24 protein-coding genes are annotated in these 25,502 nt (G+C 73.6%); 15 read left to right on the top strand and 9 right to left on the bottom strand.

The window, feature by feature from the left end; genetic code table 11:
• From ACH4OA_RS33115 to ACH4OA_RS33135, 5 genes are all read left to right on the top strand, one after another.
• The coding region (locus ACH4OA_RS33115) for a DUF3459 domain-containing protein (RefSeq protein ID WP_397973102.1) at nucleotides 1–427 on the top strand (427 nt) is incomplete at its 5' end.
• Nucleotides 424–2,142 carry a maltose alpha-D-glucosyltransferase gene (gene treS / locus ACH4OA_RS33120; RefSeq protein WP_397973104.1) on the top strand — a complete coding sequence of 573 codons (1,719 nt, stop codon included), beginning with the start codon at nucleotides 424–426 and terminating at the stop codon, nucleotides 2,140–2,142. The genes ACH4OA_RS33115 and treS, both read left to right, overlap by 4 nt.
• 32 nt (nucleotides 2,143–2,174) lie before the next feature.
• Nucleotides 2,175–3,539, top strand: coding sequence for a maltokinase (locus tag ACH4OA_RS33125; protein ID WP_397937610.1), 1,365 nt, complete (start codon nucleotides 2,175–2,177; stop codon nucleotides 3,537–3,539).
• Between the two features lie 3 nt (nucleotides 3,540–3,542).
• Nucleotides 3,543–5,744: a 1,4-alpha-glucan branching enzyme gene (gene glgB / locus ACH4OA_RS33130; RefSeq protein WP_397937608.1), complete on the top strand. Its 2,202-nt coding sequence runs from the start codon at nucleotides 3,543–3,545 to the stop codon at nucleotides 5,742–5,744.
• 93 nt (nucleotides 5,745–5,837) lie between these two features.
• Nucleotides 5,838–6,926 carry a glutamate--cysteine ligase gene (locus ACH4OA_RS33135; protein ID WP_365880664.1) on the top strand — a complete coding sequence of 363 codons (1,089 nt, stop codon included), beginning with the start codon at nucleotides 5,838–5,840 and terminating at the stop codon, nucleotides 6,924–6,926.
• 18 nt (nucleotides 6,927–6,944) lie between these two features.
• On the opposite strand, the gene ACH4OA_RS33140 is transcribed toward ACH4OA_RS33135, so the two are convergent.
• Entirely contained in the window at nucleotides 6,945–7,178 is a 234-nt protein-coding gene (locus ACH4OA_RS33140; protein WP_365880662.1) for a DUF6480 family protein, read from the bottom strand.
• A gap of 148 nt (nucleotides 7,179–7,326) precedes the next feature.
• Between ACH4OA_RS33140 and ACH4OA_RS33145 the strand changes: the two genes are divergently transcribed.
• From ACH4OA_RS33145 to ACH4OA_RS33165, 5 genes are all read left to right on the top strand, one after another.
• The gene (locus ACH4OA_RS33145; RefSeq protein WP_397973106.1) at nucleotides 7,327–9,216 is read left to right on the top strand and encodes an AMP-dependent synthetase/ligase; all 1,890 of its coding nucleotides are present in this window, start codon (nucleotides 7,327–7,329) and stop codon (nucleotides 9,214–9,216) included.
• 158 nt (nucleotides 9,217–9,374) lie between these two features.
• On the top strand, nucleotides 9,375–9,809 hold the full coding sequence (locus ACH4OA_RS33150) for an ATP-binding protein (RefSeq protein WP_365880658.1): 435 nt from the start codon (nucleotides 9,375–9,377) through the stop codon (nucleotides 9,807–9,809).
• A 189-nt stretch (nucleotides 9,810–9,998) separates the two neighbouring features.
• A complete protein-coding gene (locus ACH4OA_RS33155; RefSeq protein WP_397973108.1) occupies nucleotides 9,999–11,375 on the top strand; it encodes an NAD(P)/FAD-dependent oxidoreductase in 1,377 nt (458 codons plus the stop codon).
• Nucleotides 11,376–11,468: 93 nt separating this feature from the next.
• Nucleotides 11,469–11,675, top strand: coding sequence for a DUF4287 domain-containing protein (locus ACH4OA_RS33160; protein ID WP_397937602.1), 207 nt, complete (start codon nucleotides 11,469–11,471; stop codon nucleotides 11,673–11,675).
• 99 nt (nucleotides 11,676–11,774) lie between these two features.
• Complete coding sequence (locus ACH4OA_RS33165; RefSeq protein WP_397973111.1) at nucleotides 11,775–13,997, top strand: FUSC family protein; 2,223 nt, start codon at nucleotides 11,775–11,777, stop codon at nucleotides 13,995–13,997.
• Between the two features lie 153 nt (nucleotides 13,998–14,150).
• Here ACH4OA_RS33165 and ACH4OA_RS33170 read toward each other — a convergent pair whose 3' ends face one another.
• Both ACH4OA_RS33170 and ACH4OA_RS33175 read right to left on the bottom strand, forming a co-directional pair.
• On the bottom strand, nucleotides 14,151–15,005 hold the full coding sequence (locus ACH4OA_RS33170; RefSeq protein ID WP_365884331.1) for a SigB/SigF/SigG family RNA polymerase sigma factor: 855 nt from the start codon (nucleotides 15,003–15,005) through the stop codon (nucleotides 14,151–14,153).
• A gap of 229 nt (nucleotides 15,006–15,234) precedes the next feature.
• The gene (locus tag ACH4OA_RS33175) at nucleotides 15,235–15,660 is read right to left on the bottom strand and encodes an ATP-binding protein (RefSeq protein WP_397937597.1); all 426 of its coding nucleotides are present in this window, start codon (nucleotides 15,658–15,660) and stop codon (nucleotides 15,235–15,237) included.
• Between the two features lie 124 nt (nucleotides 15,661–15,784).
• Between ACH4OA_RS33175 and ACH4OA_RS33180 the strand changes: the two genes are divergently transcribed.
• Both ACH4OA_RS33180 and ACH4OA_RS33185 read left to right on the top strand, forming a co-directional pair.
• On the top strand, nucleotides 15,785–16,027 hold the full coding sequence (locus tag ACH4OA_RS33180; RefSeq protein WP_397937595.1) for a hypothetical protein: 243 nt from the start codon (nucleotides 15,785–15,787) through the stop codon (nucleotides 16,025–16,027).
• A 287-nt stretch (nucleotides 16,028–16,314) separates the two neighbouring features.
• On the top strand, nucleotides 16,315–16,773 hold the full coding sequence (locus ACH4OA_RS33185) for a cyclic nucleotide-binding domain-containing protein (RefSeq protein ID WP_365883676.1): 459 nt from the start codon (nucleotides 16,315–16,317) through the stop codon (nucleotides 16,771–16,773).
• Between the two features lie 35 nt (nucleotides 16,774–16,808).
• On the opposite strand, the gene ACH4OA_RS33190 is transcribed toward ACH4OA_RS33185, so the two are convergent.
• Both ACH4OA_RS33190 and ACH4OA_RS33195 read right to left on the bottom strand, forming a co-directional pair.
• Nucleotides 16,809–18,107, bottom strand: a complete 1,299-nt coding sequence (locus ACH4OA_RS33190; protein WP_397973114.1) for an MFS transporter — start codon at nucleotides 18,105–18,107, stop codon at nucleotides 16,809–16,811.
• An 85-nt stretch (nucleotides 18,108–18,192) separates the two neighbouring features.
• Nucleotides 18,193–18,807 (bottom strand): LysE/ArgO family amino acid transporter, encoded by a 615-nt coding sequence (locus tag ACH4OA_RS33195; protein WP_397973117.1) that lies wholly within the window; start codon nucleotides 18,805–18,807, stop codon nucleotides 18,193–18,195.
• A 66-nt stretch (nucleotides 18,808–18,873) separates the two neighbouring features.
• Between ACH4OA_RS33195 and ACH4OA_RS33200 the strand changes: the two genes are divergently transcribed.
• The gene (locus ACH4OA_RS33200) at nucleotides 18,874–19,761 is read left to right on the top strand and encodes a LysR family transcriptional regulator ArgP (RefSeq protein ID WP_365883673.1); all 888 of its coding nucleotides are present in this window, start codon (nucleotides 18,874–18,876) and stop codon (nucleotides 19,759–19,761) included.
• Nucleotides 19,762–20,034: 273 nt separating this feature from the next.
• The gene (locus tag ACH4OA_RS33205; RefSeq protein WP_397937589.1) at nucleotides 20,035–20,286 is read left to right on the top strand and encodes a WhiB family transcriptional regulator; all 252 of its coding nucleotides are present in this window, start codon (nucleotides 20,035–20,037) and stop codon (nucleotides 20,284–20,286) included.
• A gap of 56 nt (nucleotides 20,287–20,342) precedes the next feature.
• Here ACH4OA_RS33205 and ACH4OA_RS33210 read toward each other — a convergent pair whose 3' ends face one another.
• The 3 genes from ACH4OA_RS33210 to ACH4OA_RS33220 form a co-directional block, all read right to left on the bottom strand.
• Nucleotides 20,343–20,792, bottom strand: coding sequence for a DUF6098 family protein (locus ACH4OA_RS33210; protein WP_365884406.1), 450 nt, complete (start codon nucleotides 20,790–20,792; stop codon nucleotides 20,343–20,345).
• A 274-nt stretch (nucleotides 20,793–21,066) separates the two neighbouring features.
• On the bottom strand, nucleotides 21,067–21,795 hold the full coding sequence (locus tag ACH4OA_RS33215; protein WP_397973121.1) for a L,D-transpeptidase family protein: 729 nt from the start codon (nucleotides 21,793–21,795) through the stop codon (nucleotides 21,067–21,069).
• A complete protein-coding gene (locus ACH4OA_RS33220) occupies nucleotides 21,792–23,246 on the bottom strand; it encodes a M1 family metallopeptidase (RefSeq protein ID WP_397937584.1) in 1,455 nt (484 codons plus the stop codon). Before ACH4OA_RS33220 ends, ACH4OA_RS33215 begins: the two co-directional genes overlap by 4 nt.
• A gap of 192 nt (nucleotides 23,247–23,438) precedes the next feature.
• Between ACH4OA_RS33220 and ACH4OA_RS33225 the strand changes: the two genes are divergently transcribed.
• Nucleotides 23,439–23,789, top strand: coding sequence for a DUF488 domain-containing protein (locus tag ACH4OA_RS33225; protein ID WP_397937582.1), 351 nt, complete (start codon nucleotides 23,439–23,441; stop codon nucleotides 23,787–23,789).
• Nucleotides 23,790–23,792: 3 nt separating this feature from the next.
• On the opposite strand, the gene ACH4OA_RS33230 is transcribed toward ACH4OA_RS33225, so the two are convergent.
• On the bottom strand, nucleotides 23,793–25,466 hold the full coding sequence (locus tag ACH4OA_RS33230; RefSeq protein WP_397973124.1) for an FAD-binding dehydrogenase: 1,674 nt from the start codon (nucleotides 25,464–25,466) through the stop codon (nucleotides 23,793–23,795).
• Nucleotides 25,467–25,502 lie beyond the last annotated feature (36 nt).

A 25,502-nucleotide genomic window follows, 5' to 3' on the forward strand; every position in this document is an offset into this window, starting at 1 on the left:
GAAATACCAGCTCAAACCCCGCGACTGGGAAGCCGCCGCACGCGAGGGCCGCACCCTCGCCCCCCTGCTCACCCGCCTCAACACCATCCGACGGCGGCATCCCGCGCTCCAGCGCCTGCGCAATCTCCGCTTCCACCGGACCGACAACGACGCCGTGCTCGCCTACAGCAAGAGCACGGGCCCTGACACGGTCATCGTGGTCGTCAATCTCGACCCGCACCACACCCAGGAGGCCACGGTCTCGTTGGACATGCCGCAACTCGGCCTGGACCACGGCGCCGCCCTGGCCGTGCACGACGAGCTGACGGGCGAGACGTACCACTGGGGCAGGACCAACTACGTGCGGCTCACGCCCGGCCGGGCGCCGGCCCACGTGCTCCACGTCGGGCGTTCGACGCCCCGGATCGGAGGGCCCGCAGCGCCATGACCGTCAACGACCCCGTACCGGACACCTTCGAGGACACCCCCGCCAAGGACCGCGACCCCGACTGGTTCAAACGCGCCGTCTTCTACGAGGTCCTGGTCCGCTCCTTCCACGACAGCAACGGCGACGGCGTCGGCGACCTGAAGGGCCTGACCGCCAAGCTGGACTACCTGCAATGGCTCGGCGTGGACTGCCTCTGGCTGCCGCCGTTCTTCAAGTCGCCGCTCAGAGACGGCGGGTACGACGTCTCCGACTACACCGCCGTGCTGCCCGAGTTCGGCGACCTCGCCGACTTCGTGGAGTTCGTGGACGCCGCCCACCAGCGCGGCATGCGCGTGATCATCGACTTCGTGATGAACCACACCAGCGACCAGCACCCGTGGTTCCTGGAGTCCCGCAAAAACCCCGAAGGCCCGTACGGCGACTACTACATGTGGGCCGACGACGACAAGCAGTACGAGGACGCGCGGATCATCTTCGTCGACACCGAGGCCTCCAACTGGACCTTCGACCCGGTGCGCGGCCAGTACTACTTCCACCGCTTCTTCTCCCACCAGCCGGACCTCAACTACGAGAACCCGGCCGTGCAGGAGGAGATCCTGGCCGCCCTGCGCTTCTGGCTGGACCTCGGCATCGACGGCTACCGGCTGGACGCGGTGCCCTACCTCTACGCGCAAGAGGGCACCAACTGCGAGAACCTGCCCGCCACCCACCTGTTCCTCAAGCGGGTCCGCCGGGAGATCGACGCGCTCTACCCGGACACCGTGCTGCTGGCCGAGGCGAACCAGTGGCCGGAGGACGTGGTCGACTACTTCGGCGACTACGGCGCGGGCGGCGACGAGTGCCACATGGCCTTCCACTTCCCCGTGATGCCGCGCATCTTCATGGCCGTACGCCGCGAATCGCGGCACCCGGTCTCCGAGATCCTGGCCAAGACCCCCGCGATCCCGTCCAACTGCCAGTGGGGCATCTTCCTGCGCAACCACGACGAGCTGACCCTGGAGATGGTCACCGACGAGGAACGCGACTACATGTGGGCCGAGTACGCCAAGGACCCGCGGATGCGCGCCAACATCGGCATCCGCCGGCGCCTGGCACCCCTGCTCGACAACGACCGCAACCAGATCGAGCTGTTCACGGCCCTGCTGCTGTCCTTGCCCGGCTCCCCGATCCTGTACTACGGCGACGAGATCGGCATGGGCGACAATATCTGGCTGGGCGACCGCGACGCCGTCCGCACCCCCATGCAGTGGACACCCGACCGGAACGCCGGCTTCTCCACCTGCGATCCCGGCCGGCTCTCCCTGCCGACCATCATGGACCCCGTCTACGGCTACCAGGTCACCAACGTCGAGGCCTCCATGTCCTCGCCGTCCAGCCTGCTGCACTGGACCCGCCGCATGATCGAGATCCGCAAGCAGAACCCCGCGTTCGGACTCGGCTCGTTCACGGAACTGACCTCGTCGAACCCGGCGGTCCTGGCGTTCCTGCGCGAATACGGCGACGACCTGGTGCTGTGCGTGCACAACTTCTCCCGCTTCGCCCAGCCCACCGAACTCGATCTGCGGGCGTACGACGGACGGCACCCCGTCGAGCTGATCGGCGGCGTGCGCTTCCCCGCCATCGGCGAACTGCCCTATCTGCTCACCCTGCAAGGCCACGGTTTCTACTGGTTCCGGCTCACCCGAGTCGCATCCCGCATCGGCCGCCGCCGCTGACCCGTCCGGCGCCGAGGAAAGGACGCGTCACCATGCCGAAGACCATCACCCCCCGACCGCGCGCCGCGGCCGGACCCGACGGGCCGCTGGCCTCGCTCGGCGGGCTGCTGCGCGACTGGCTGCCGCGGCAGCGCTGGTTCGCGGGCAAGGACCGGCCCGTCACCGATCTGTCGGTGCTGTCCGTGACCGAGCTGTTCCCGGGGTGTCTGCACCTGCTGGTGCACGCCGCGCACGGGCCGCTGCCCCTGCCCGGCGGCACGCCGGCGCCCGGTGACTGCTACCAGTTGCTGCTGGGTCTGCGCCCGCACCTCGCCCCGCGCCTGGAACGGGCCCTCATCGGCCGGGCCGCGGAAGGCCCGCTGGCCGGTCTCGCGGTGTACGACGCGCTGCACGACCCGCGCTCGGCCCATCTGCTGCTGGAGCGGCTGCGGCAGCCCGGCGCCGCGGGCCCGCTGCGCTTCGAGGCGGACCCGGCCGCCCGGGTGCCCGGCGGTCTGCCGCCGCGGCTGCTGGACGCCGAGCAGTCCAACTCCTCCATCGTGTACGGCGACGCGTACATCCTGAAGCTGTTCCGGCGGATCCAGCCGGGCGTCAACCCGGACCTGGAGGTGCCGGCGGCGCTGGCCGCGCTGGGCTGCTCCCGGGTGCCCGCGCCGGTGGCCTGGGTGACCACGACCGCCCCGCGCCCGGCCACCCTCGGGGTGCTCCAGCCGTTCCTGCCGGACGCCGCCGACGGCTGGTCGCTGGCGCTGGGCGCGCTGGCCGCGGGCGACGACTTCACCGCGGAGGCCCGCGCGCTGGGCCGGGCGATGGCCGAGGTGCACCTCGCGCTGGCCGAGGCCTTCCCGCCGGCCGGGCCGGGCGAGAACGGCCGTACGGCCGAGGCGATGTGCGCGCGGCTGGACGCCGCCGCGCACGCCGTGCCCGCGCTGCTGCCCTTCGTGCCCGGTCTGCGGGCCGCCTTCGCGGCGCTCGCCACCTGCGACACCGGGCCGCCCGCCCAGCGCGTCCACGGCGACCTGCATCTGGGACAGGTGCTGCGGGCCGGCCGCGACTGGTTCGTCATCGACTTCGAGGGCGAGCCGTCCCGGCCGCTCGCCGAGCGCCGGGCCCCGCAGTCCCCGGTGCGGGACGTCGCCGGGATGCTGCGCTCCTTCGACTACGCGGCCCGGCAGCGCCGCCCCTGGCGGCCCGAGTGGGCGCGCCGCTGCCGGGAGGCGTTCTGCGCGGGCTACGCGGCCCGCGCGGGCTGGGATCCACGCAAGAAGCACGCGCTGCTGCGCGCGCACGAGACGGACAGGGCGGTCTACGAGGTGCTGTACGAGGCGAGACACCGACCGGACTGGCTGCCGGTTCCGATGGCGGCGATCAAACGGCTCGCCGTGTGGGGAGGCTGACGCATGGCACTGCGCGACACCACGGCGCCCGAGGGCGCGGGGCCACTGCCGCCCGTGGCCGAGCCGCTGGACGCGGCCGACCGCGACCGGCTGCTGGCCGGGGCCCATCACGATCCGCACGCCCTGCTGGGCTCCCGCCCGGTGCCGGGCGGCACCCTGTTCCGGGCGCTGCGCCCGAACGCCCGCTCGGTGAGCGTCCTGGCCGACGGGACGCGCACCGAGCTGCGGCCGGAGGGCGACGGTCTGTTCGCCGGAATCCTGCCGTACCCGCAGGTGCCGTCGTACACCCTGCTGGTGGTCTACGACGACGGGGAGCAGGAGGTGCACGACCCGTACCGCTTCCTGCCCGCGCTCGGCGAGCTGGACCTGCACCTGATCCGGGAGGGCCGGCACGAGGAGCTGTGGCGGGCGCTCGGCGCGCAGCCGATGGTCCACCAGGGCGTGGCCGGCACCCGGTTCACGGTGTGGGCGCCGAACGCCCGGGGTGTGCGGGTGGCCGGGGACTTCACGTACTGGGACGGGACGCAGTACCCGATGCGGTCGCTCGGCGCGAGCGGGGTGTGGGAGCTGTTCCTGCCCGGGATCGGCGAGGGCACCCGGTACAAGTTCGAGATCACCTCGCGGCACGGCCACCGGTTCCTGAAGGCGGACCCGATGGCGCGGTGCGCGCAGGTGCCGCCGGACACCGCGTCGGTGGTGACGGCCTCGCACTACGAGTGGGGCGACGCGCAGTGGATGGCGCGGCGCGGTGACACCCCCGTGCACCAGGCGCCGTTCTCGGTGTACGAGGTGCACCTGCCGTCCTGGCGGCCCGGCGCGACCTACCGCGAACTGGCGGAGGAACTCCCGGCGTACGCGCGGGACATGGGCTTCACGCACCTGGAACTGATGCCGGTGGCCGGGCATCCGTTCAGCGGTTCCTGGGGCTACCAGGTCACGTCGTACTACGCGCCGACCCCGCGGCTGGGCTCGCCGGACGACTTCCGGTACTTCGTGGACGCCTGCCACCGGGCCGGCCTGGGCGTGATCATGGACTGGGTGCCGGCGCACTTCCCGAAGGACGACTGGGCGCTGGCCCGCTTCGACGGGGACCCGCTGTACGAGCCCGGGAACCCGGCGCGGGCCGAGCACCCGGACTGGGGCACGTACGAGTTCGACTACGGCCGTACGGAGGTGCGCAACTTCCTCGTCGCCAACGCCGTGTACTGGTGCGAGGAGTTCCACATCGACGGACTGCGGGTGGACGCGGTCGCCTCGATGCTCTACCTGGACTACTCCCGGGACTCCGGGCAGTGGGAGCCGAACGTGTTCGGCGGCCGGGAGGACCTGGACGCGGTGGCCTTCCTCCAGGAGATGAACGCCACCGTCTACCGGCGCTGCCCCGGCGTGGTGACGATCGCCGAGGAGTCCACGGCGTGGGACGGGGTCACCCGGCCGACGGACGGCGGCGGGCTCGGGTTCGGCCTGAAGTGGAACATGGGCTGGATGCACGACTCGCTCCAGTACATCCAGAAGGACCCGGTGCACCGCGCGTACCACCACAACGAGATGACCTTCTCGATGGTGTACGCCTACAGCGAGAACTACGTGCTGCCGATCTCGCACGACGAGGTCGTCCACGGCAAGCAGGCGCTGGTGTCGAAGATGCCCGGCGACTGGTGGCAGCGGCGCGCCAACCTGCGCGCCTACCTGGCGTTCATGTGGGCCCACCCGGGCAAGCAGCTGCTCTTCATGGGACAGGAGTTCGCGCAGGGCGCCGAGTGGTCCGAGGCGCACGGCCCGGAGTGGTGGCTGCTGGCCGACGACTACCACTCGGCCGGCGACCACCGGGGCGTCCAAAGCCTGGTCCGGGACCTGAACCGGGTGTACGGGGCGACGCCGGCGCTGTGGCAGCGGGACACCGACCCGGGCGGCTTCCGGTGGGTGCTGTGCGACGCGGCGGACGACAACGTGCTGGCGTTCCTGCGGTTCGCCGCCGACGGCGCTCCGCTGCTGGCGGTGTCGAACTTCTCGCCCGTCGTCCGGCACGGCTACCGCCTGTGGGTGCCCGGCGAGTGCCCCGCCTGGCGGGAGGAGCTGAACACCGACGACGTCCGCTACGGCGGCAGCGGCGTCGGCACCGGGGCGCCGGTCAAGCCCGACGAGGGGTTCCTCACCCTGTCGCTGCCGCCGCTGGCCACGGTCTGGCTGACGACGGAGCGCTGAGAGCAGCCAGGTGTCGCGGGGCGTCCGGGGGGCAGGCGGGGTCGTACAGATCCCCGACTGCCCCTTGCGGCATGACAGAGGAGGCCGGCCCACGTGCGCACCGTCGGAGTGGAGGAGGAACTCCTCCTGGTCGATCCGGACAGCGGCGACCCGAAGGCGCTGGCGGCGGCCGTGCTCGCCCGCGCCGAGCAGGACGATCCCGGACAGGACGTCTTCGAGAAGGAACTGTTCGGGCAGATGCTGGAGTTCGCCACGCATCCGCAGTCGGACATGGCGGACCTCGGCGAGGAGATCGTCCGCTGCCGCAAGGAGGCGGCCCGGCACGCCGGGCAGATCGGCTGCTCGGTCGCCGCGCTGGCCAGCTCGCCGCTGCCGGTCAGCCCGTCGCTGAGCGTGAACGACCGCTACCGGTGGCTGGCCGAGCGGTACGGGGTGCCCACCTGGGACCAGCTCGTCTGCGGCTGCCATGTGCACGTGTCGGTGGAGTCCGACGAGGAGGGCGTCGCCGTGCTCGACCGGCTGCGCCCCTGGCTGCCGGTGCTGCGCGCGATCACCGCGAACTCGCCGTTCTGGCAGGGCCGCGACACCGGCTACGCCAGCTACCGCAGCCGGGTGTGGAACCGCTGGCCGTCGGCCGGACCGGCCGAGCCGTTCGGGACCCCCGAGCGGTACCACCGGCGGGTGACGGACATGGTGGCCACGGGCGTCATCCTGGACGAGGCCATGGCCTACTTCGACGCGCGGCTGTCCGCCCGCTATCCCACCGTGGAGATCCGGGTGTCGGACGTGTGCCTGTCCGCGCGCACCGCCGCAACTGTCGCGACGCTCGTCCGCGGCCTGGTGGAGACCGCCGCCCGGGAGTGGCGGGCCGGCCGGCCGGTGCCCGACACCGGCGTGAGCCTGCTCCGGCTGGCCGACTGGCAGGCCGCCCGGTTCGGTTTGGAGGGCGACCTCGTCGACCCGGTGACGCTGCGGCCCCGGCCCGCCCGGCAGGTGCTGGACGCGCTGCTGGAGCACACCGGGGACGCGCTCGCCGACAGCGGCGACGCCGACCGGGCCGCGCAGGGCGTGGCGGAGCTGCTGCGCACCGGCAACGGCGCGCGCGAGCAGCGCGGACTGTTCGAACGCACGGGCAGCCTGCGGGACGTCGTCACCGAGTGCGTGCGGCGCACGCAGGCCTGAACGTCCCGCAAGCACCGGTCAGAAGATCAGGATCAGGGCGTACACCAGGAAGAACGCCGCGATCAGGATCACCAGGCCCAGGATCAGCGTCAGCGGCGCCTTCGCCCAGCCCTTCGTCGGATTGTGCGTCTCGCGGGGTCCGGCCTCGGGCATGCTGCTCTCGGCGGGCGGGGTCTCGCCCGGCGGGACTCCGCCGCCGGGCTCCAGCCCCGTGGTGCGTTCGGGCTCCGGATCAGGGTTCACATGGCTCATGCATGCCGAGTCCCCACCAGACGCCCGGATCATCAGCCGATCACGACTTCTCCGTTCCCCGCTCCCGGCTCGCCCGCCTGGGCTACATTCGAGCACCGCCGGAACGGAGCCGTTCGGCGCAGTGACCCCGCGTACCCAGGAGCAGCGCATGCGGAACGTCGCCCTCGCTCCCGCGGCCGCCCCGCCGCTCACCGGCGGTCTCGCCGACAGCGTCTTCGCCGCGGCGGACCGGAGCCCGGCCCGGCCGGTGCTGGCCCGCCGCGCGCCCGCCGGGTCCGGCTGGGAGGAGGTCACGGCGGCCGGGCTGCGCGACGAGGTGGTGGCCCTGGCCAGGGGCCTGATCGACGCCGGGATCGCGCCCGGCCACCGGGTGGCCCTGATGGCCCGGACGCGCTACGAGTGGACGGTGCTCGCGCACGCGGTGTGGACCGTGGGCGCGGAGCTGGTGCCCGTCCATCCGGCCGCCGCGCGGGACCAGGCCGAGTGGATCCTGCGGGACGCCGGCTGTGTGGCCGTGATCGTGGAGGACGAGCAGGGCGTCATGACGGTCGGCACCGTGTGCGCCCGGCTGCCGCGGCTGCGGCACGTCTGGCAGCTGGACGCGGGCGCCCTCGCCGATCTCGTGGCCCGGGGCGCGCGGGTGCCGTACACCACGGTGGAGTCGCTGCGCCGGATCGTGCTGCCGGACGCGACGGCGGCCGTCGTCTACACCTCCGGGACCTCGGGGCGGCCGATGGGCTGCGCGCTCAGCCACCGCGGCCTGGCCTACCCGTGCGACACGCTGCTGGCCGGCTGGGGGCACGCCGCCGCTCCAGCGGGCCGGCAGCCGTCCGTCCTGGCCTTCCTGCCGTTCTCGCACGTCTACGGCCTGATGATCATGCTGACCTGTGTGCGCGGCGGGGTGCTGATGGCGCACGAGCCGGAGCTGACCGAGGCGGCGCTGACCTCGGCCCTGGCCACGTTCCGGCCGACGTACCTGTACGGCGTGCCGTCGGTGTTCGAGCGGCTCCACAAGACCTTCCTGCGCACCGCGCGGGAGGCGGGCCGGGGCGCCCTGTTCGAGCGGGCCGCGCGCACCGCGCGGGAGTTCGCCGCGGCCGGGGAACGCCGGCGGCTGGGCACCGGGCCCGGTCCCGGGCTGGAACTGCGGCTCCAGCACGCCCTGTACGAGCGGACGGTGTACCGCGGGCTGCGCGCGACGCTGGGCGGCCGGGTGGTGCGCGGCGCCTCGGGGGGTTCCGCGCTGAGCCGTGAACTGTGCCTGTTCTTCGAGGGGATCGGGGTGTTCGTGCACGACGGGTACGGACTCACCGAGACGTCCGGCGGGGTCACCATGCAGCCGCTCGGCCGGGAGAAGTCCGGGACCGTGGGCCGCCCGCTGCCCGGCACCGAGGTCCGGGTGGCCGGGGACGGGGAGATCCTGGTCCGCGGGCCCTCGGTGTTCCAGGGCTACACCGGGGACGAGGCGGCGACCCGGGCCTCGCTGCGCGACGGCTGGCTGGCCACCGGGGACATCGGGCGGCTGGACTCCGAGGGCTATCTGACGATCACCGGGCGCAAGAAGGACATCATCGTCACCAGCGGGGGCAAGAGCGTGGCGCCGGCCCCGCTGGAGCAGCGGCTGCGCATGCACCCGCTGGTCCACCAGGCGGTGGTGCTCGGCGACGACCGGCCCTGCGTCGGCGCCCTGATCACCCTGGACCCGGAGTTCCTCGCGCACTGGCGGGCCGCCCTGGCGGTGCGGGGCGCTTTGCCGGTCCGGGAGACGCGGGAGGAGAACGCGCTGCGGGAGGAGATCGCGCGGGCCGTGGCCTGCGCCAACAGCACCGTGTCGAGGGCGGAGTCCATCCGGGTCTACCGCGTCGTACGGGAACCGTTCGCCCCGGCCGGCGAGCTGCTCACGCCGTCCCTGAAGCTGCGCCGGGACGCCGTCGTGCGGCACTACGCCGCCGAGATCGACGCGATGTACCGGTCCCGGTCACGGCCGGTTCCGCCGGAGCCCGCCGAGTGGGACGAGCCGGACGACGTGTTCCGGTGAGCCGGTGCGCCCGGCGACGACCACGGGACGCCGGCAGAGCGGACGGATAGTCCGCGCCTGCCGGGGAACCCGCAGCAGCGCACGAGAGATCAGCAACGACGACCGTCCTGGTCGCCGGGGCCCGTGGGGCCCGGCGGGCCCGGACCGGGGAATGCGAGATGGCGACGGAGCCGCGTTGGGACGACACACCGCCTTCGGAGGAGAAATATGAGCGTACGTTCTCCTTCCCCGGCGAACTGCGCAACGTCACGGGCGCGCGGCTCGCCGCGGAGCAGTACCTGTGCGCGCTCGCCCGGGACGCACCGCCGGGCGCGCAGGAGTACTGGGACGACATCCTGCTCGTGGTGACCGAGCTGGCCGCGAACGCGATCCAGTACGCGCCGGGCCCCTTCGACCTGCGGATGCGCCGCACCTTCGACGGGGTGCACGTGACGCTGCGGGACACCAACCAGGCCCGGCCGGAGCCGCGGCCCTTCCACCCGCGCACCGGCGGCGGCGGAATCGGCTGGCACCTGGTGCACACGCTGTGCAGCCAGGTCAGCGTGGTCGTGCACGACGGCGGCAAGGACATCCACGCGTTCCTGCCCTGGTGACGAGTGTGTAGCCGGGCGCCAACCGGGTTACTCCACCGGCGGTGGGGGCACGTGGGTCCCCATACGTTCGTCTGCCTGCCGCACCCGGCTGGCGGGGCTGCCGAAGCCGCGGTGGGATCGGAGTCGGCGCTCGGCGATCCAGGGCATGCGAACGGCGTCGAGTCGGACCGCCTGGAGCCGCAGAAAGGGATGGACACCGTGACACGACCCAGGATCCTGGTGGTTGGCGCAGGCTTCGCCGGAGTCAGTTGCGTCCGCCGCCTGGAGCGCAGTCTCGCCCCGGACGAGGCCGACGTCACCTTGGTGACGCCGAACTCCTACCAGCTCTACCTGCCCCTGCTGCCACAGGTCGCCTCCGGCGTGCTCACGCCGCAGTCGATCGCCGTGTCGCTGCGCCGCAGCAGCAAGTACCGCACCCGGATCATCCCCGGCGGTGCGATCGGCGTGGACCTGAAGTCCAAGGTGTGCGTCGTGCGCACCATCACCGACCGGATCGTCGACGAGCCGTACGACTACATCGTGCTGGCGCCGGGCAGCGTGACCCGGACCTTCGACATCCCGGGCCTGACCGAGCACGCCTTCGGGATGAAGACCCTCGCCGAGGCCGCCTATGTGCGCGACCACGTCATCTCGCAGCTGGACCTGGCGGACGCCAGCGACGACCCGGCCGAGCGGGCGGCGCGGCTGCAGTTCGTGGTGGTCGGCGGCGGCTACGCGGGCACGGAGACCGCGGCCTGTCTGCAACGGCTGACGCACGCGGCCGTACGGCGCTACCCGCGCCTGGACCCGGGGCTGATCAAGTGGCACCTGATCGACATCGCGCCCAAGCTGATGCCGGAGCTGGGCGACAAGCTGGGCCGCAGCGCGCAGGAGATCCTCAAGCGGCGCGGTATCGAGGTCTCGCTCGGGGTGTCGATCGACAAGGCCGGCCCCGAGGAGGTCACCTTCACCGACGGCCGGGTGGTGCCGACGCACACGCTGATCTGGACGGCCGGGGTGGTCGCCAGCCCGCTGATCGGCACGCTCGGCGCGGAGACGGTCAAGGGCCGGCTGGCCGTGACGGCGCAGATGTGCCTGCCGGGCGAGGACGGGGTGTTCGCGCTCGGTGACTCGGCGGCCGTGCCGGACCTGGCGAAGGAGCAGGAGGGCGCGGTCTGCCCGCCCACCGCCCAACACGCCATGCGGCAGGGCAAGGTGGTCGCCGACAACGTCATCGCCACGCTGCGCGGCCAGCCGATGCGGCCGTACGTGCACAAGGACCTGGGACTCGTCGTCGACCTCGGCGGCAAGGACGCGGTGTCCAAGCCGCTCGGTGTCGAGCTGCGCGGGGTGCCCGCGCAGGCGGTGGCCCGCGGCTACCACTGGTCGGCGCTGCGCACCAACGTCGCCAAGGCCCGGGTGATGACCAACTGGCTGCTGAACGCGGTCGCGGGCGACGACTTCGTCCGCACCGGCTTCCAGGCCCGCAAGCCCGCCCGGCTGAAGGACTTCGAGTTCACGGACGCCTATCTGACGCCGGAGCAGGTGCGGGCCCGGGTGGAGGGCACGCCGGCCGTCCAGCCGTGAGGTGACAGGGATCACAGAGGGCCGCCGGTCATTTCCGTACCGACCGGCGGTCCTCTCTGGTGACCGGAACACGTCACCGAAAGGAACACCACCATGGCGGAGCGGACCGTGAAGGGCCCGGCCAGCTATTTCCCGTCGATCGAGGAGAAGTACGGCCGGCCGGTCGCCGAGTGGCAGGAGCTGATCCGCTCCTCGCCGCTGACGCGGCACATGGAGCTGGTCGGCTGGCTGAAGTCCGAGCACGGCCTCGGCCACGGACACGCCAACGCCCTGGTCGCCGCCACCCTGGCCGAGGACTGACAGCACGGCCCCGCGTGCGATGCTGGGTCGAAGATCGAATTCCGATACGGGAGAGAGCGCGGCGGCGTGAGGGCAGTGGCACGGTCGGGACGGGTACGGATGTGGGACCTGCTCGCGGCGTCGGATCCCGGACTGCTGCGGCTGACCGCGGGGCTGCGCACGGTCACCGCCATCGCCCTCGCGCTGGCCGTGCTCGCCGTGCTGCGCGTCCCGGTGCCCCAGCTCGTCGCCGGGGCCATGGCGGCGATGGTCGCCACCTTCGCCATCCGGGAGAAGCAGCGCGGACCGCAGGCGGTCACGCTCGCGCTCGGCCTGCCCGTGGCGCTGGCCTCGGTGTCGCTGGGCGCGCTGCTCAACCAGCGGGTGGTCGTCGGTGACCTGTTCTTCGTCGTCCTGATCTTCTGCGCCGTCTACGGCCGCCGGTTCGGCGACCGGGGCACGGCGCTGGGCCTGATCGGGTTCCAGATCTACTTCCTCTCCCTGTTCGTCGGCGCGACGGCGGCCACGCTGCCCGCGCTGTACGGCGTCCTCGGCGTGGCGTTCGCGAGCAGCGCGGCCGCCCGGTTCGCGCTGCTGCCGCAGACCGCCGCGGGCACCCTGGACCGGCTGCGGCGGGCCTTCCGCGCCCGGCTCGCCCAGTTGCTGGCCAGCCAGGCCGAGCTGCTGGACGCCGGGCCCGAGGAGATGGAGAAGGTGCTGGAGGAGCTGCGCACCCGGACCGCGCGGCTGCACGAGACGGCGCTGATGATCCAGGGCCGGCTGGAGGACGGCACATCGGACGCGGCGGGGGCCCGGCTGCTCCAGCGCCGTGTCGCGGACGCCGAGATCGCGGCCGAGCGGCTCGGTCTGCTGCTGCTCACCGCGCGCAGCGCCGAGCGGACCGACACCCTCACCCTGCACCTGCCGGGCGCCCCGGTGCCCACCGGGGTCGAACCGCCGGTGCGGGACGAGGCGTCGGCGGCGCTGCGCCGGGACCTGTGGGCGCTGCGGCTGCTGATGCTGCGGCCGGCCGGCGAGGTGTCGGGCACCGCGCTCGCCCAGGTCCGCAACCGGCTGCTCGGCTACCGCGAGGAGGAGAACCTGCCCCAGGCGTCCCCGGCCGTGCAGGACGTCTTCCGGGGTCTCGGCGAGGCCGCCCGCGCCTCGCTGGGTCTGCGGCTCGCCCTGGAGGGGCCGCAGGACGACTCCGACGACAGCCCGGCGACCGCGCGCTCCCGCGAGGAGCTGGACGCGGAGGACGCCGCGATCGAGGTCAGCGAGGAGAGCGAGCCGCCGGCGGCGGAACCGGCCGGTCTGCAACGGCCCACCACCCGGGCCGCGGTCCAGGTGGCCGTCGGCTCCTCGCTGGCCATCGCCGGCGGTGAGCTGCTGTCCAGCCAGCGCTGGTACTGGGCGGTGCTGACCTGCTGGATCGTGTTCCTCAACACCGCGTCCACGGGCGAGATCCTGGTGAAGGGCTACCGGCGGCTGCTGGGCACGGTGCTCGGTGTGGTGGCCGGCATCGGGCTCGCCGGGCTGGTCGGGCACCACACCTGGACGGCGTTCGCGCTGGTGCTGCTGTTCATCTTCGCGATGTTCTACACCGCGCCGCTGTCGTACACGCTGATGTCGTTCTTCGTGACGGCGATGCTGGGGCTGCTGTACACACTGCTGAACACCTACAGCATGGCGGTGCTGGTGCTGCGGGTGGAGGAGACGGCGCTGGGCGCGGCCTGCGGGGTGTTCGCGGCGGCGATCGTGCTGCCGGTGCACACCGACCGGCGTACCAACGAGCTTCTGGTGGCGGTCCTGGAGCGGCTGGCCGAGGTCACGCGGGGCGCCGTCGACCAGCTGAGCGGCGGGGCGGGCGGTGATCTGGTGGAGCTGGCGCGCGAGCTGGACCAGGCGCTGGCCGATCTGCGGGCGGCCAGTCAGCCGCTGACCCATCCGATCACGCCGCTGCGGTCGCGCCGGAACACGGCCCGCTACGTGGTGGCGCTGCTGGAGACCTGCGCGTACCACGCGCGCTCGCTCGCGGCCACGGCCGAGCTGCTGCCGACGCATCCGTCGATCGCGGCGGACCCGCGGCTGCGCGGGGCGTGCGGGCGGATCGTGCACAACATCGAGGCGATCGCGGCGCGGGTCGCGGACCCGCGGGCCGCCACGGAGATCGAGAGCGGCTCCAGCATCGCGTCGATGCTGGAGCCGGGGACCCTGCGCACGCCGCGCTACGGCCGGGTGACCGACCGGGTGCTGCGCCATCTGCAACGGCTGGACGAGGCGGTCTCCGGCCTGGCGCGTCCGCTCGGTGTGGCCGGCGGCCCGGCACGGCCGGGCCGGTGAGCTGCGTCGCCGGCCGGGACAGGTGTAGCGCCGGCCGGCGTAGGTTCCTCGCCGGCGAGTACAGCTTCCTCGCCGGCCGGCATGAGGGAGGGCCGTCGGTGAGGGCCACCGGCGGCCGGCGGGCCGGGGGCGTGCGCCGCCCGGCCGTGCTCTTCACCGCGGGTCGGCGGTGCCGGGCCGGCGGGCGCCGAGGGCCTCGTCGCGGACGCGGGCGCAGCTGCGGCTGATCAGCCGGGAGACATGCATCTGGGAGATGCCGAGCCGGTCGGCGATGCGGCTCTGGGTCATGTCCTCGAAGAAGCGCATGTAGAGGATGGCCCGCTCGCGCTCGGGCAGCCGGCGCAGTCCCTCCTTGGCGGCCTCGCGGTCGACCACGACGTCGTAGGAGGTGTCCGCCTCGCCGAGGGTGTCGGCGAGGCTGTAGCCGTCGTCACCGGCGGACAGCTCGGCGTCCAGCGAGAGGGTGCTGAAGCTCTCCAGCGCCTCCATGCCGGCCGTGACCTCGTCCTCGGTGAGCCCGGTGTGGGCGGCGATGTCGGCGACGGTGGGTTCGGGGCTGCCGGGGTTCTGGGTGAGTTCCCGCCGGGCGACCCGGACGCGGTTGCGCAGTTCCTGCACCCGGCGCGGCACCCGCAGGGCCCACATCCGGTCGCGGAAGTGCCGCTTGACCTCTCCGGTGATCGTCGGGACGGCGTAGCTCTCGAAGGCGCCGCGGGACGGGTCGAACCGGTCGATGGCCTTCACCAGGCCCAGCGCGGCGACCTGGCGCAGGTCCTCGACGGACTCGCCGCGGTCGCGGAAGCGGCCGGCGATCCGGTGGGCCATGGGCAGCCAGGCGGTGACGAGCCGGTCGCGTACGGCGTCCCGCTCGGGGCCGTCGTCCAGTTCCGCCAGCCGGGCGAACAGCTCCGCGGTGTCGGGGGCGTCGTCATGGTTCCGGCGGCCGGGCGTCCCGGTGGTGGGGGCGGTGGGGGTGCCGTGACGGCTTGTCGACATGTCGGTCAGCATGCGGAATCGCTCCTGAACGTGGTTTCAGGGCACGGCCGGAACAGCGGTTCCGGGTTCAGGCCCGAACAGTGGTGTCAGGGTTGCCGCGGGTGAGCCGCCGAGCCCGCCGGGAGGGGCCCAGGCAGCGGTACTCTCCCCGCTGGGCGCGCGCCTCCGGTCCGAAGCACGAGACTCCGTCTGCCCCCCGCCCACACGGGCAAACGCGATGAACGGAACTTCCCGCACCGCTTCAGCGCAGCGGTACGACGGCCGTGATGCGCTTGCCGCCGCGGGGCAGCTCCGCCACCCGGACGTCCCTGGCCAGACGGCACACGAGGGGCCAGCCACGGCCGCCGGGCAGGGTGCGGTCGCGCCGGCCGGCGGCCACGGGGAGCGCGTCGCTGCGGTCGCTGACCGAGACCCGGACGCCGTCGGAGTCGACGTCCACGTCGAAGCCGGTGATGCCGCCGCCGTGGCGCAGGGCGTTGGTGGTGAGTTCCGAGGTGACCAGCAGGGCGTCCGCCATGGTCTGGGCCGGGCACGGCAGAGCGCGGGCGCGGCACCGTTCGGTGATCACGCGCTCGACGGTCCTGCGGGCCTCGGCCGGCCGGCCCGGCACCCTGCGGCGGGGGCCCGGCAGCGTCACGGAGGAACCGGTCCGGTGCTTGTCGTGCATGTCTTCCTCCTTGGGCGGTGCCCGAGTTGCCCTGTTCCCTCCTTTTCGACTCACCCCCAGCGGCGGTGTCAAACACCCTCGGTGTGGCGGTCATCACCCGGGCCGGAGCGGGTACCCGCGTGTCATGACGGATGTGGTGGACGCGGACGAGTTGTTGCGGCGGATCAGGCGCGGCCGGGAGTACGCGAGCGAGCAGGAGCGGTCCTGGCGGGAGCGGGCCGGCGCGCTGGCAGCGACCGACCCCGAGGGCGCGCGGGAGGCGGCGGACCGGGCACGGGCACTGGAGGCGGTGGCGGGAGTGCTGGAGGAGATCGTCCGGCCGGGCGGCGGTCCGGTACGGGACGACGGAGTGAAACAGGTCACTTGACCCACTTTGGGGTTGCCCCCGGGTACAGCAGATGGTTTATCGTTCATTCATAGTGATGCGCGGAGCGGCGCGGAGCCGTCCTTCCCCGCTCCTCGTGTCACCGCGTACGGCCCTGGCTGGCCTCCCCCGTCCAGCCAGGGCTTTTTTCTGCCCGGAAGGCGGCGCGCCGGGTGCCGCCCCGCCGCCGGACCGCCTCCTTCGAGGTGCCCGGTGCGGCGGCAGCGGATGAAATGGGCTCAAGCACACCAGCAGGACCGTCAACCGCCGCCGGCGAGGAGCCCCGCGCCATGACCAAAGCCATCAAACTGCTCACCGCGCTCCCCCAGGCTCAGCGCGAACGCCTCATGGAGGTGGCCAAGGAGGTCTCCTTCCCGGAGGACACCCGCATCTTCGAACCGGGCGGCACGGCCGACCGCTTCTGGGTGATCCGCTCGGGCGCGGTCCACCTGGACCAGCAGGTCACCTCCCGGCAGCGGGTGACGGTGGCCACGCTCGGCGCGGGCGACCTGCTCGGCTGGTCCTGGCTGTTCCCGCCGTACGAGTGGGACTTCGGGGCGGTGGCCTTCAGCAACGTGCGGGCCTACGAGTTCGACGGGCCGTCGGTCCTCGCGCTGTGCGTGGAGGATCCGCTGCTCGGGCTCTCGGTGGTGCGCACGGTGGCCGAGATCCTCGCCCACCGGCTGGAGACGACCCGCGGGAAGCTGATGGAGCAGTACACGATGCGCCGGCGCAGCGGCCCGCTCTAGGACCTGTCAGGACCTGTCAGGACCTGTCGGCGGGGTCAGATCCGGTAGCGGCGCAGCGCCGGGAACGCGGCGGCCAGGGCCAGCATGGACACGACGACCAGGGCGCCGCCGCCCGCGACCGCGGCGCGCGGGCCGAACGCGGCGCCCATGGTGCCGTGCAGGACGTCGGCCAGCCGTGGCCCGCCCGCGACGACCACCGTGAACACGCCCTGCATCCGGCCGCGCATCTCGTCGGTCGCGGCCGACAGCAGGATGGCGCCGCGGAACACCATCGACACCATGTCGGCGACCCCGGCCGCGGCGAGGAAGACCACGGCGACCCACAGGTTCCCGCTCAGCCCGGAGCCGGCGATGGCCGCGCCCCAGGCGACGACCGCGCCGATGACCATCCAGCCGTGCCGGCGGGCCCGGGAGAAGGCACCCGAGAACAGGCCGCCGAGCACCGCGCCGACGGGGACGCCGGCGAACAGCACACCGAGCGCGAGGCCCTCGCCGTAGGAGCCGTACGTCTCGGCGGCCAGTTGCGGGAACAGGGCGCGGGGCATGCCGAACACCATGGCGACGATGTCGGCGAGGAACGACAGCAGCAGCACCTTGTGCAGGGAGATGTACCGGAAACCGGCCGCTATCTCCCGCACCCCGGCCCGGCGGGCCACCTCGCCGAGCGGCGGCAGGGCGGGCAGCCGGAAGACGGCCCAGACGGTCGCGCACAGCGCCAGCGCGTCGATCAGATACAGCTCCGGGAGCCCGACCACCGGGATCAGCGCGCCGGCGAGCATCGGGCCGGCCACCAGGCCGACCTGCATCACCGTCGAGCCGAGCGCGCCCGCGGCCGGCAGTTGCCCGGCCGGGACCAACCGGGCTATGGAGGCGCTGCGGGCGGGCGCGTTGAGCCCGAAGAACGCCTGTTGCAGCGCGAGCAGGACCATGAGCACGGCGACCGAGTCCAGACCGGAGACGGCGTGCGCCCAGAACAGCAGCGAGGTCACCGCGATGCCGCAGTTGGTGACCAGCAGCAGCTTGCGCCGGTCCACGGTGTCGGCGACCGCCCCGCCCCACAGCGCGAAGGCGACCATGGGCACCAGTCCGGCCAGGCTCGCGTAGCCGACCCAGGCCGAGGAGTGGGTGATGTCGTAGATCTGCTTGGGTACGGCGACGGCGGTGAGCTGGCTGCCGACCGCCGTGACGATGGTCGACGACCACAGCCGCCGATAGGCGGGGATACGCAGCGGACGGGTGTCCATCGCCCAGCGCCGCCAGCCGCGCCGGGGCGGCTCCCCGGCCGCCGGCGCGCCGCTGTCGGTCCCGGTGCTGCTGCTCTCGCTCGTGTTCACGGAAGTCCTGGTTGCTCGTTACATCTTTTCGGTTTCGGGAGCCCGACTATCTCAGCAAGACCCGGTTCCGGCCGAACGGGCCGGATCAGGACCCGACGAGCAGGCTCACGCCCAGGACCAGCATGGTGGCGGCGACCAGGCCGTCCAGCACCCGCCAGGCGCCCGGCCGGGCCAGGTGCCGGCCGAGCAGCCGGGCGCCGAAGCCGAGGGCGGCGAACCAGCACAGGCTGGCGAGCGCGGCGCCGAGCCCGAAGGTCCAGCGCAGCGGGCCCCGGTCCGCCGCCAGCGAGCCCAGCAGGAACACGGTGTCCAGGTAGACGTGCGGGTTCAGCCAGGTCATCGCCAGACAGGTGAGCACCGCCCGGCGGCGCGAGCCGGCCCCCTCGCCCTCCGTGCGCAGCCCGGGTCCCGGCCTGAGGACCCGGCGGGCGGCCAGGGCGCCGTAGCAGAGCAGGAAGACACCGCCGACGATCCCGACCGCCCGGACCGCGCCCGGCCAGGCCGCCACCACCGCGCCCACCCCGCCGACGCCGAGTGCGATGAGGAGCGCGTCGGACAGGGCGCAGATGCCGACCACGGCGAGGACGGCGTCCCGGCGCACCCCCTGCCGCAGGACGAAGGCGTTCTGGGCGCCGATGGCCACGATCAGGGAGAGGCCGGTGCCGAATCCGGCGGCAGCGGCGGTCAGAGCGGAGTGCATGCCGTCGACGCTAGGGAAACGCCTCGCACAAGTACAGCTAAAGATTTTTACGTACCATTAGGAGATGTGATGAGCGACCTTCCGGCGGAGCAGGTGCGCACCCTGCTGGCCGTGGTGGACGAGGGCACCTTCGACGCGGCGGCCGCCGCACTGCACGTGACGCCGTCGGCGGTCAGCCAGCGGATCAGGGCCCTGGAGCAGCGCACCGGCCGGGTCCTGCTGAAGCGCACCAGACCGGTCCGGCCCACGGAGTCCGGCACGGTGCTGGTGCGGTTCGCCCGGCAGCTCGCCCGGCTGGAGCGGGACGCCTGGGGCGAGCTGGGGCTGGACGGCAGCGGGGAGCCGACGCGGGTGTCGGTCGCGGTGAACGCGGACTCGCTGGCGACCTGGTTCCTGCCGGCCCTGACCCGGGTTCCCGGCCTCTGCTTCGAACTGCACCGGGAGGACCAGGACCACACGGCGGCGCTGCTGCGCGAGGGCCTGGTGATGGCGGCGGTGACCTCCTCCCCCGACCCGGTGCCCGGCTGCGCGGTCCGCCCGCTCGGCCGGATGCGGTATCTGCCGGTCGCCGCGCCGGAGTTCATCGCCGCCCGGCTGGACGGCCGGCCCCTGGCGGAGGCGCTGCCCCGGGCACCCGTCGTGGTCTTCGACCGCAAGGACGACTTCCAGGACGGCTTCGCGCGCCGTCTCGGCCTCGCCTCGGCCGGACCGCTCCGGCACCAGGTGCCCACCTCGGAGGGGTTCGTGGCGGCGGTCGCGGCGGGGCTCGGCTGGGGCATGGTCCCGCAGGCACAGGCCGGACCGCTGCTGGAGCGGGGCCGGCTGGCCGTGTTCGCCCCCGGCGAGGTCATGGACGTCACGCTCTACTGGCAGCAGTGGAAGCTGGATTCGCCCGCCCTCGCGGCCCTGGCCGACGCGGTGACCGCGACCGCGGCCCGGGCACTGCGTCGCTGACTCCATTTCGGATGCTCTTTCCGAACTCCCCTACAGGAGCGCCCGGTCGGACCCCCGAACGCCCTGCACCCCCCGCTGACCTGCTTGTTGACCGTCTACGGCCGCTGGACGGGCCGCTGGACGGGGTGCCCCGGAGGCGACCGGTGCCCGATCCGCCGCCGGTTGTGCCGTTTCACGTCGGCGCGAGAGGTCACCCGAATCCGTGAGACCGCATACGGAGCGCGTGCGACAGGGCACGGACGACTTCCACCGATCCGATCCAGGAGACATCCGATGGACAACTGGCGTGACCATGCCGAGTGCCGCACCGAGGATCCCGACCTGTTCTTCCCGATCGGGACCACCGGGCCGGCACAGGTGCAGACCCAGCAGGCGAAGGCGGTGTGCGGACGCTGCCCGGTCCGGGAGCAGTGCCTGGGGTGGGCGCTCGACAGCGGCCAGATCATCGGTGTCTGGGGCGGGACGACCGAGCTGGAGCGCCAGGCCCTGCGGCGCCGGGCCCGCTCCCGGCAGCGCTCGGGCTGACCGGGGGGACCCGGTGCAAGAGCGGCTGAGCCCCGGCGGGAGCCCCCCGCCGGGGCTCAGCCGCTCTTGCGGCGCAGGGTGCCCCAGTCCCGCTCCTGCCGGGTCACCTGCTCCCTGGCCGCCTCGATGACGTCCTCGGCGATCCAGCACAGCGGCTCGACGTCGGCCACGAGGGGCTCGTTGTCGGGGCCCCGGCCCGTCTCCCGGCCGCGCAGCACCCAGGGGCGCACGCCGGGTCCCTTCTCGTGCGGCAGGTGGGCGTAGTCGTAGAGGCGGCGGGCCACCCACAGCTCCACCGACCGGTCGCCCCACCACTCCGCCACGTCGAGCGGGTTCGCGGACAGTCCGGGCAGGGCGACGCCGGTCAGCTCGTCGGTGCTGGAGGAGGTGTGCAGGTCGGCGCCGGGCCCGCGGGACCAGCGGACGTACAGGCCCTGGTGCCGTTCCGCCAGGCGGGCCGCTTCGGTGAGGGTGGACACGACCGGCAGGTCTTCCGGTGTGCTCATGGCCGACCTCCCTGTGGTGCGCGTGCGCGACCGGAGTACCCCCGGCGCGCGCCGGAAACCGGATGCAGGCCCTCCGCCCTGTTTCGGATCGCGTCCCAGGTCACCGGCCCGGCCGGCGTACCCTCACCGCCCGCGACCGGCGGCGTACGAACCGCGAACGACTCTCACCGCAGGCGACCGGCGGCGCACGGACCACGACCCGCCCCGCCGCCCGCGACGGGCGGCGCACTGCTCTCGCCTGCCGCGACCGGCGGCCTGCGGCTCCGCGACCGGTTCAGCGGGCGAGCCAGTCGGCGGCCCCCATGACGACGACCGGGTGCCGGGCCGGGTCCAGGGCGCGCAGCAGTTGCCTCATGTGGGTCCGGGCGATGCTGACGCAGCCGTGGGTGGGGCCGCCGTGGTCGACGTGCAGCCACACTCCCCCGCCGCGCTCCGGGCCGAGCGGCCGGGTCCAGTCCAGCGGCGAGGTGCCGGGCTCACGGTTGTAGTCGACGGCGACGACGTAGTCGAAGGAGCCCTCCAGGGGCTCGCCCTCGAAGCCGGTGCCGGGCGAGCGGAAGCCGCGGGAGTGGTGGTACGGGAGCCGGCTGCCGGGGTCCGGGAGCAGGCCGCCGGCGTCGGAGAGGGTGTAGACGCCGAGCGGGGAGCGCAGGTCGCCGGCCGTGTGGTGGGCGCTCCAGCCGCGCAGCGCGTTGTGGCCGGGCCAGGCCGGGCCCGCCTGCCAGCCGGCGGCGGTGCGCCGGTGCAGGACGACCGTGCACAGCGGGGAGTCCGCGCCGCGCCCGGTGACGACGACGGCCTGCGCGCAGCGCCCGGGTATGCGCGCGGACCGCTCGGGACCGAGCCCGGGTATGCGGCGCCGGGCCGGGTCCGTGGACGCCCCGGGGGCGGTGGCCGCCGGCCGGCGGGCCGGCGTCCGGGTCTCGGTCGCCTCGGCGCCGCCGCAGCCGGTGAACAGCAGCGGGGAGGCGAGGAGTGCTACGGCGGTTCTGCGTGGGATCATGGGTCGACTCTGGCCGAAGGCCGTGGGGAGAGAGGCGGGTTGGCGGTGCTGTCCGGCTTGCCCGGCGTGAACAGCCAGGTGCGGAACAGCCCGTTGAGCTGCTTCCCCGACTTCTGTTCGGCAAGCCTGGCGAACTGGGCGGTCGTGCCGTGTCCGTCGCGGTGTCCGGCCGTCCAGGCGCGCAGGACGCGGAAGAACTCCGGGTCGCCGACGGCCCGCCGCAGCGCGTGCAGGGCCATGGCGCCGCGGGCGTAGACGGGGGTGCCGAAGAGGTGCCCGGGGCCGCCCGGGTCGCCGGGCGGATAGGCCCACAGTGCGTCACTCGCCGGGCGGGCGTAGAGGCTGTCGAAGGTCCGCTGGGCGCTGGGGCCGCCGTGCTGCTCGCTGTAGAGCCACTCGGCGTAGGTGGCGAAGCCCTCGTTGAGCCAGATGTCCTTCCAGGCGGTCAGGGAGACGGAGTCGCCGAACCACTGGTGGGCGCTCTCGTGGACGAGGGTGGCGAGGTCGGGTGCGGAGTCGTAGAGCGGCCGGGTCTGGGTCTCCAGGGCGTAGCCGGCGTCCGGGGCGTGGTCGACGATCGAGCCGGCGGCCCGGAACGGGTAGGGCCCGAACAGCCGGCTCTCCCACTCCAGCACGGACGGCAGCTTCTTCAGCACGGGCGCGGCGGCGCGGGCCTCGCGGGGGTCGACGGCGTTGTACACCCGGACGCCGTCGCGGGTGGTGTACCGCTCCACCTGGAAGTCGCCGATGGTGGCGGTGGCCAGGTAGGCGGCCATGGGCCGGGTCTCGCGCCAGCGGAAGGTGGTGTGCCCGTGGGCGGTGCGCCGTCCCAGCGGGACGCCGTTGGCGACGGCGGTGAGACCCCGCGGCACGGTGATCGTGAAGTCGTACGACGCCTTGTCCCGGGGGTGGCCGTCGGCCGGGAACCAGGTCATCGCGCCCTGTGGTTCGCCCGCGACGAAGGCGCCGTCGTCGGTGGGGATCCAGCCGTCCGCCGAGCCGTCGGGGTCGGTGACCGGCTTCGGGGTGCCGTGGTAGGTGACGGCGACCCGGAACAGCCGGCCCCGCGCGGGGGCGCGCGAGGGGGTGACGACGAGTTCCTGTCCGTCCCGGGTGAAGCGGGCGGCCGCGCCGTCGACCGTCAGCCGGGTGACCTTCAGGCCGGTCAGGTCGAGGTCGAAGCGGGTGAGCCGCCGGGTGGCGCGGGCGGTGAGGACGGCGGTGCCGTCCAGGCGCCGGGAGGCGGGCTCGTAGCGGAGGGTCAGGTCGTAATGGCGCACGTCGTAGCCGCCGTTGCCGCTGAGCGGGAAGTACGGGTCGCCCGCGCCCGGCGCGCCGGGGCCGCACGGGGCGGCGGGGGCGGTGGCGCCGAGGAGCGCGGCCACGGCGACGGGGACGGTGGCGAGGACGGCGGTACGGCGGCGGGCGGGTGGTCTGCGCGTGGGCCTCACATGCGCTCCTCGGGAAGCGGCCGGTGATCGACTGGCCGTCAGCGTAGGCGGGCCGGCGGCCGGGCTTCCCTCTTCTTCCGGTCAAGTCCTGCCGCGTCCTTCCGGCCGAGCCGGGCCGCGTCGCCGCCGGGACGGCGGCGCGCGGCGCAGTACGCTCCAACGACCGTCCCCGACCCGGAAGGAACCGTGTCCGTGAGCGTGCGCGTGCGCCGGATCTACGACCCGCCCGAGCCCGACGACGGTCTGCGTGTGCTGGTGGACCGGCTCTGGCCGCGCGGCCTCGCCAAGGACGAGGTCCATGTGGACGAGTGGCCCAAGGGGCTGACGCCTTCGGCCGAGCTGCGCAAGTGGTACCACGCGGGCGAGGGCTCCTACGAGGAGTTCCGGCGCCGGTACGAGGCGGAGCTGGACGCGCCGGAGGCCGCCGGCCCGCTGGACAGGCTGCGCACGGCGGCCCGCGCGGGGCAGGTGACGCTGCTGACGGCGTCGAAGCGGCCGGCGGAGAGCCACGCGCGGGTGCTGGCCGAGCTGTTGCGCGACTGAGGTTCAGCCCGTGTGCGCGGCCGCGTGCCGGCCCGCCGCCCGGCCGGAGAACAGGCAGCCGCCGAGGAAGGTGCCTTCCAGGGCGTTGTAGCCGTGGACGCCGCCGCCGCCGAAGCCGGCCACCTCGCCCGCCGCGTACAGGCCCTCGACCGGGGTGCCGTCGGTGCCGAGGGCCCGGGAGTCGAGGTCGGTCTGGATGCCGCCGAGGGTCTTGCGGGTCAGCACGTGCAGCCGGACGCCGATGAGCGGGCCGGCGGCCGGGTCGAGGAGGCGGTGCGGGGCGGCGACCCGGCCGAGCCGGTCGCCGAGGTAGCGGCGGGCGTTGCGGATGCCCTGGATCTGGGCGTCCTTGCTGTAGGGGTTGGCGAGCTGGAGGTCGCGGGCCTCGATCTGGCGGCGTATCCGGGCCGCGTCCAGCAGCGGCTCGCCGGTCAGGCCGTTCATCTTCTCCACCAGGCGTTCCAGGCTGTCCGCGGTGACGAAGTCCTCGCCCTGGTCGAGGAAGGCCCGCACGGGTGCCGGGGCGCCCTTGCCGAGCACCCGGTCGCGCAGGACGGCCTTGCGGTCCCGGGCGGTGATGTCCGGGTTCTGTTCGGAGCCGGAGAGCGCGAACTCCTTCTCGATGATCTTCCGGGTGAGGACGAACCAGGAGTGGTCGTACCCGGCGATGTCCGGGGTGGTGCGCAGGTACCGGAGGGTGCCGAGGGTGTCGTAGCCGGGCAGGCAGGGGTCGGGCAGGCGGCGGCCGAGGGCGTCGAGCCAGATGGAGGACGGGCCGGGCAGGACGCGGATGCCGTGGCCGGGCCAGACCGGGTCCCAGTTGCGCAGGCCCTCGGTGTAGTGCCACATGCGGTCGCGGTTCACGAGCCGGACGCCGGCCGCGGCGCTGATGTCGAGCATGCGGCCGTCGACGTAGGAGGGCACGCCGGTGACCATCGCGGCGGGCGGGGTGCCGAGCCGCTCGGGCCAGTGGCGGCGGACGATGTCGTGGTCGGCGCCGATGCCGCCGGTGGTCACGACGACGGCCTGCGCGGTCAGTTCGAAGTCGCCGGCGCGGTCGCGGCCGGAGGCGACGCCGCGCGGGGAGTCGTCCGGGGCGAGGACCGTGCCGCGCACGCCGCGTGCCGTGCCGCCGTCGACGAGGAGTGCGTCGACCCGGTGGCGGTGGTGGAAGGTCAGCAGTCCGTCCCGGGCGGCCTGCCGGGCGTAGCGGACGAAGGGTTCGACCACGCCGGTGCCGGTGCCCCAGGCGATGTGGAAGCGGGGCACGGAGTTGCCGTGGCCGTCCGCGCGCAGGTCGCCGCGTTCGGCCCAGCCGACGGTGGGCAGCAGGTCGATGCCGTGTCCCCGGAGCCAGGACCGCTTCTCGCCGGCCGCGAACTCGACGTAGGCGCGGGCCCAGCGCACCGCCCAGGCGTCCTCGTCGGCGAGCCGGTCGAACTGCGCGCTGCCCCGCCAGTCGGACCAGGCGAGGTCGAAGGAGTCCTTGACGCCGAGGCGGCGCTGCTCGGGCGAGTCGACCAGGAAGAGGCCGCCGAAGGACCAGTACGCCTGCCCGCCGAGGTTGGCGGCGTTCTCCTGGTCGACCAAGGCCACCCGGCGGCCCCGGCTGGTGAGTTCATGGGCGGCGACGAGCCCGGCGAGGCCCGCTCCGACGACGATGACGTCCGCGTCCATGGTGCATGTCCTTCCCTGACGGTGTTGGTGCTGGTG

The organism is Streptomyces sp. NPDC017095, assembly GCF_044332325.1.
Lineage (GTDB): Bacteria > Actinomycetota > Actinomycetes > Streptomycetales > Streptomycetaceae > Streptomyces.

Bases quoted from the DNA above. Each gene is read 5' to 3' on its own strand.
- treS (WP_397973104.1), top strand. From the start codon at position 424: ATGACCGTCAACGACCCCGTACCGGACACCTTCGAGGACACCCCCGCC.
- ACH4OA_RS33125 (WP_397937610.1), top strand. From the start codon at position 2,175: ATGCCGAAGACCATCACCCCCCGACCGCGCGCCGCGGCCGGACCCGAC.
- glgB (WP_397937608.1), top strand. From the start codon at position 3,543: ATGGCACTGCGCGACACCACGGCGCCCGAGGGCGCGGGGCCACTGCCG.
- ACH4OA_RS33140 (WP_365880662.1), bottom strand. From the start codon at position 7,178: ATGAGCCATGTGAACCCTGATCCGGAGCCCGAACGCACCACGGGGCTG.
- ACH4OA_RS33145 (WP_397973106.1), top strand. From the start codon at position 7,327: ATGCGGAACGTCGCCCTCGCTCCCGCGGCCGCCCCGCCGCTCACCGGC.
- ACH4OA_RS33150 (WP_365880658.1), top strand. From the start codon at position 9,375: ATGGCGACGGAGCCGCGTTGGGACGACACACCGCCTTCGGAGGAGAAA.
- ACH4OA_RS33155 (WP_397973108.1), top strand. From the start codon at position 9,999: ATGGACACCGTGACACGACCCAGGATCCTGGTGGTTGGCGCAGGCTTC.
- ACH4OA_RS33160 (WP_397937602.1), top strand. From the start codon at position 11,469: ATGGCGGAGCGGACCGTGAAGGGCCCGGCCAGCTATTTCCCGTCGATC.
- ACH4OA_RS33165 (WP_397973111.1), top strand. From the start codon at position 11,775: ATGTGGGACCTGCTCGCGGCGTCGGATCCCGGACTGCTGCGGCTGACC.
- ACH4OA_RS33170 (WP_365884331.1), bottom strand. From the start codon at position 15,005: ATGCTGACCGACATGTCGACAAGCCGTCACGGCACCCCCACCGCCCCC.
- ACH4OA_RS33175 (WP_397937597.1), bottom strand. From the start codon at position 15,660: ATGCACGACAAGCACCGGACCGGTTCCTCCGTGACGCTGCCGGGCCCC.
- ACH4OA_RS33180 (WP_397937595.1), top strand. From the start codon at position 15,785: ATGACGGATGTGGTGGACGCGGACGAGTTGTTGCGGCGGATCAGGCGC.
- ACH4OA_RS33185 (WP_365883676.1), top strand. From the start codon at position 16,315: ATGACCAAAGCCATCAAACTGCTCACCGCGCTCCCCCAGGCTCAGCGC.
- ACH4OA_RS33195 (WP_397973117.1), bottom strand. From the start codon at position 18,807: ATGCACTCCGCTCTGACCGCCGCTGCCGCCGGATTCGGCACCGGCCTC.
- ACH4OA_RS33205 (WP_397937589.1), top strand. From the start codon at position 20,035: ATGGACAACTGGCGTGACCATGCCGAGTGCCGCACCGAGGATCCCGAC.
- ACH4OA_RS33210 (WP_365884406.1), bottom strand. From the start codon at position 20,792: ATGAGCACACCGGAAGACCTGCCGGTCGTGTCCACCCTCACCGAAGCG.
- ACH4OA_RS33215 (WP_397973121.1), bottom strand. From the start codon at position 21,795: ATGATCCCACGCAGAACCGCCGTAGCACTCCTCGCCTCCCCGCTGCTG.
- ACH4OA_RS33230 (WP_397973124.1), bottom strand. From the start codon at position 25,466: ATGGACGCGGACGTCATCGTCGTCGGAGCGGGCCTCGCCGGGCTCGTC.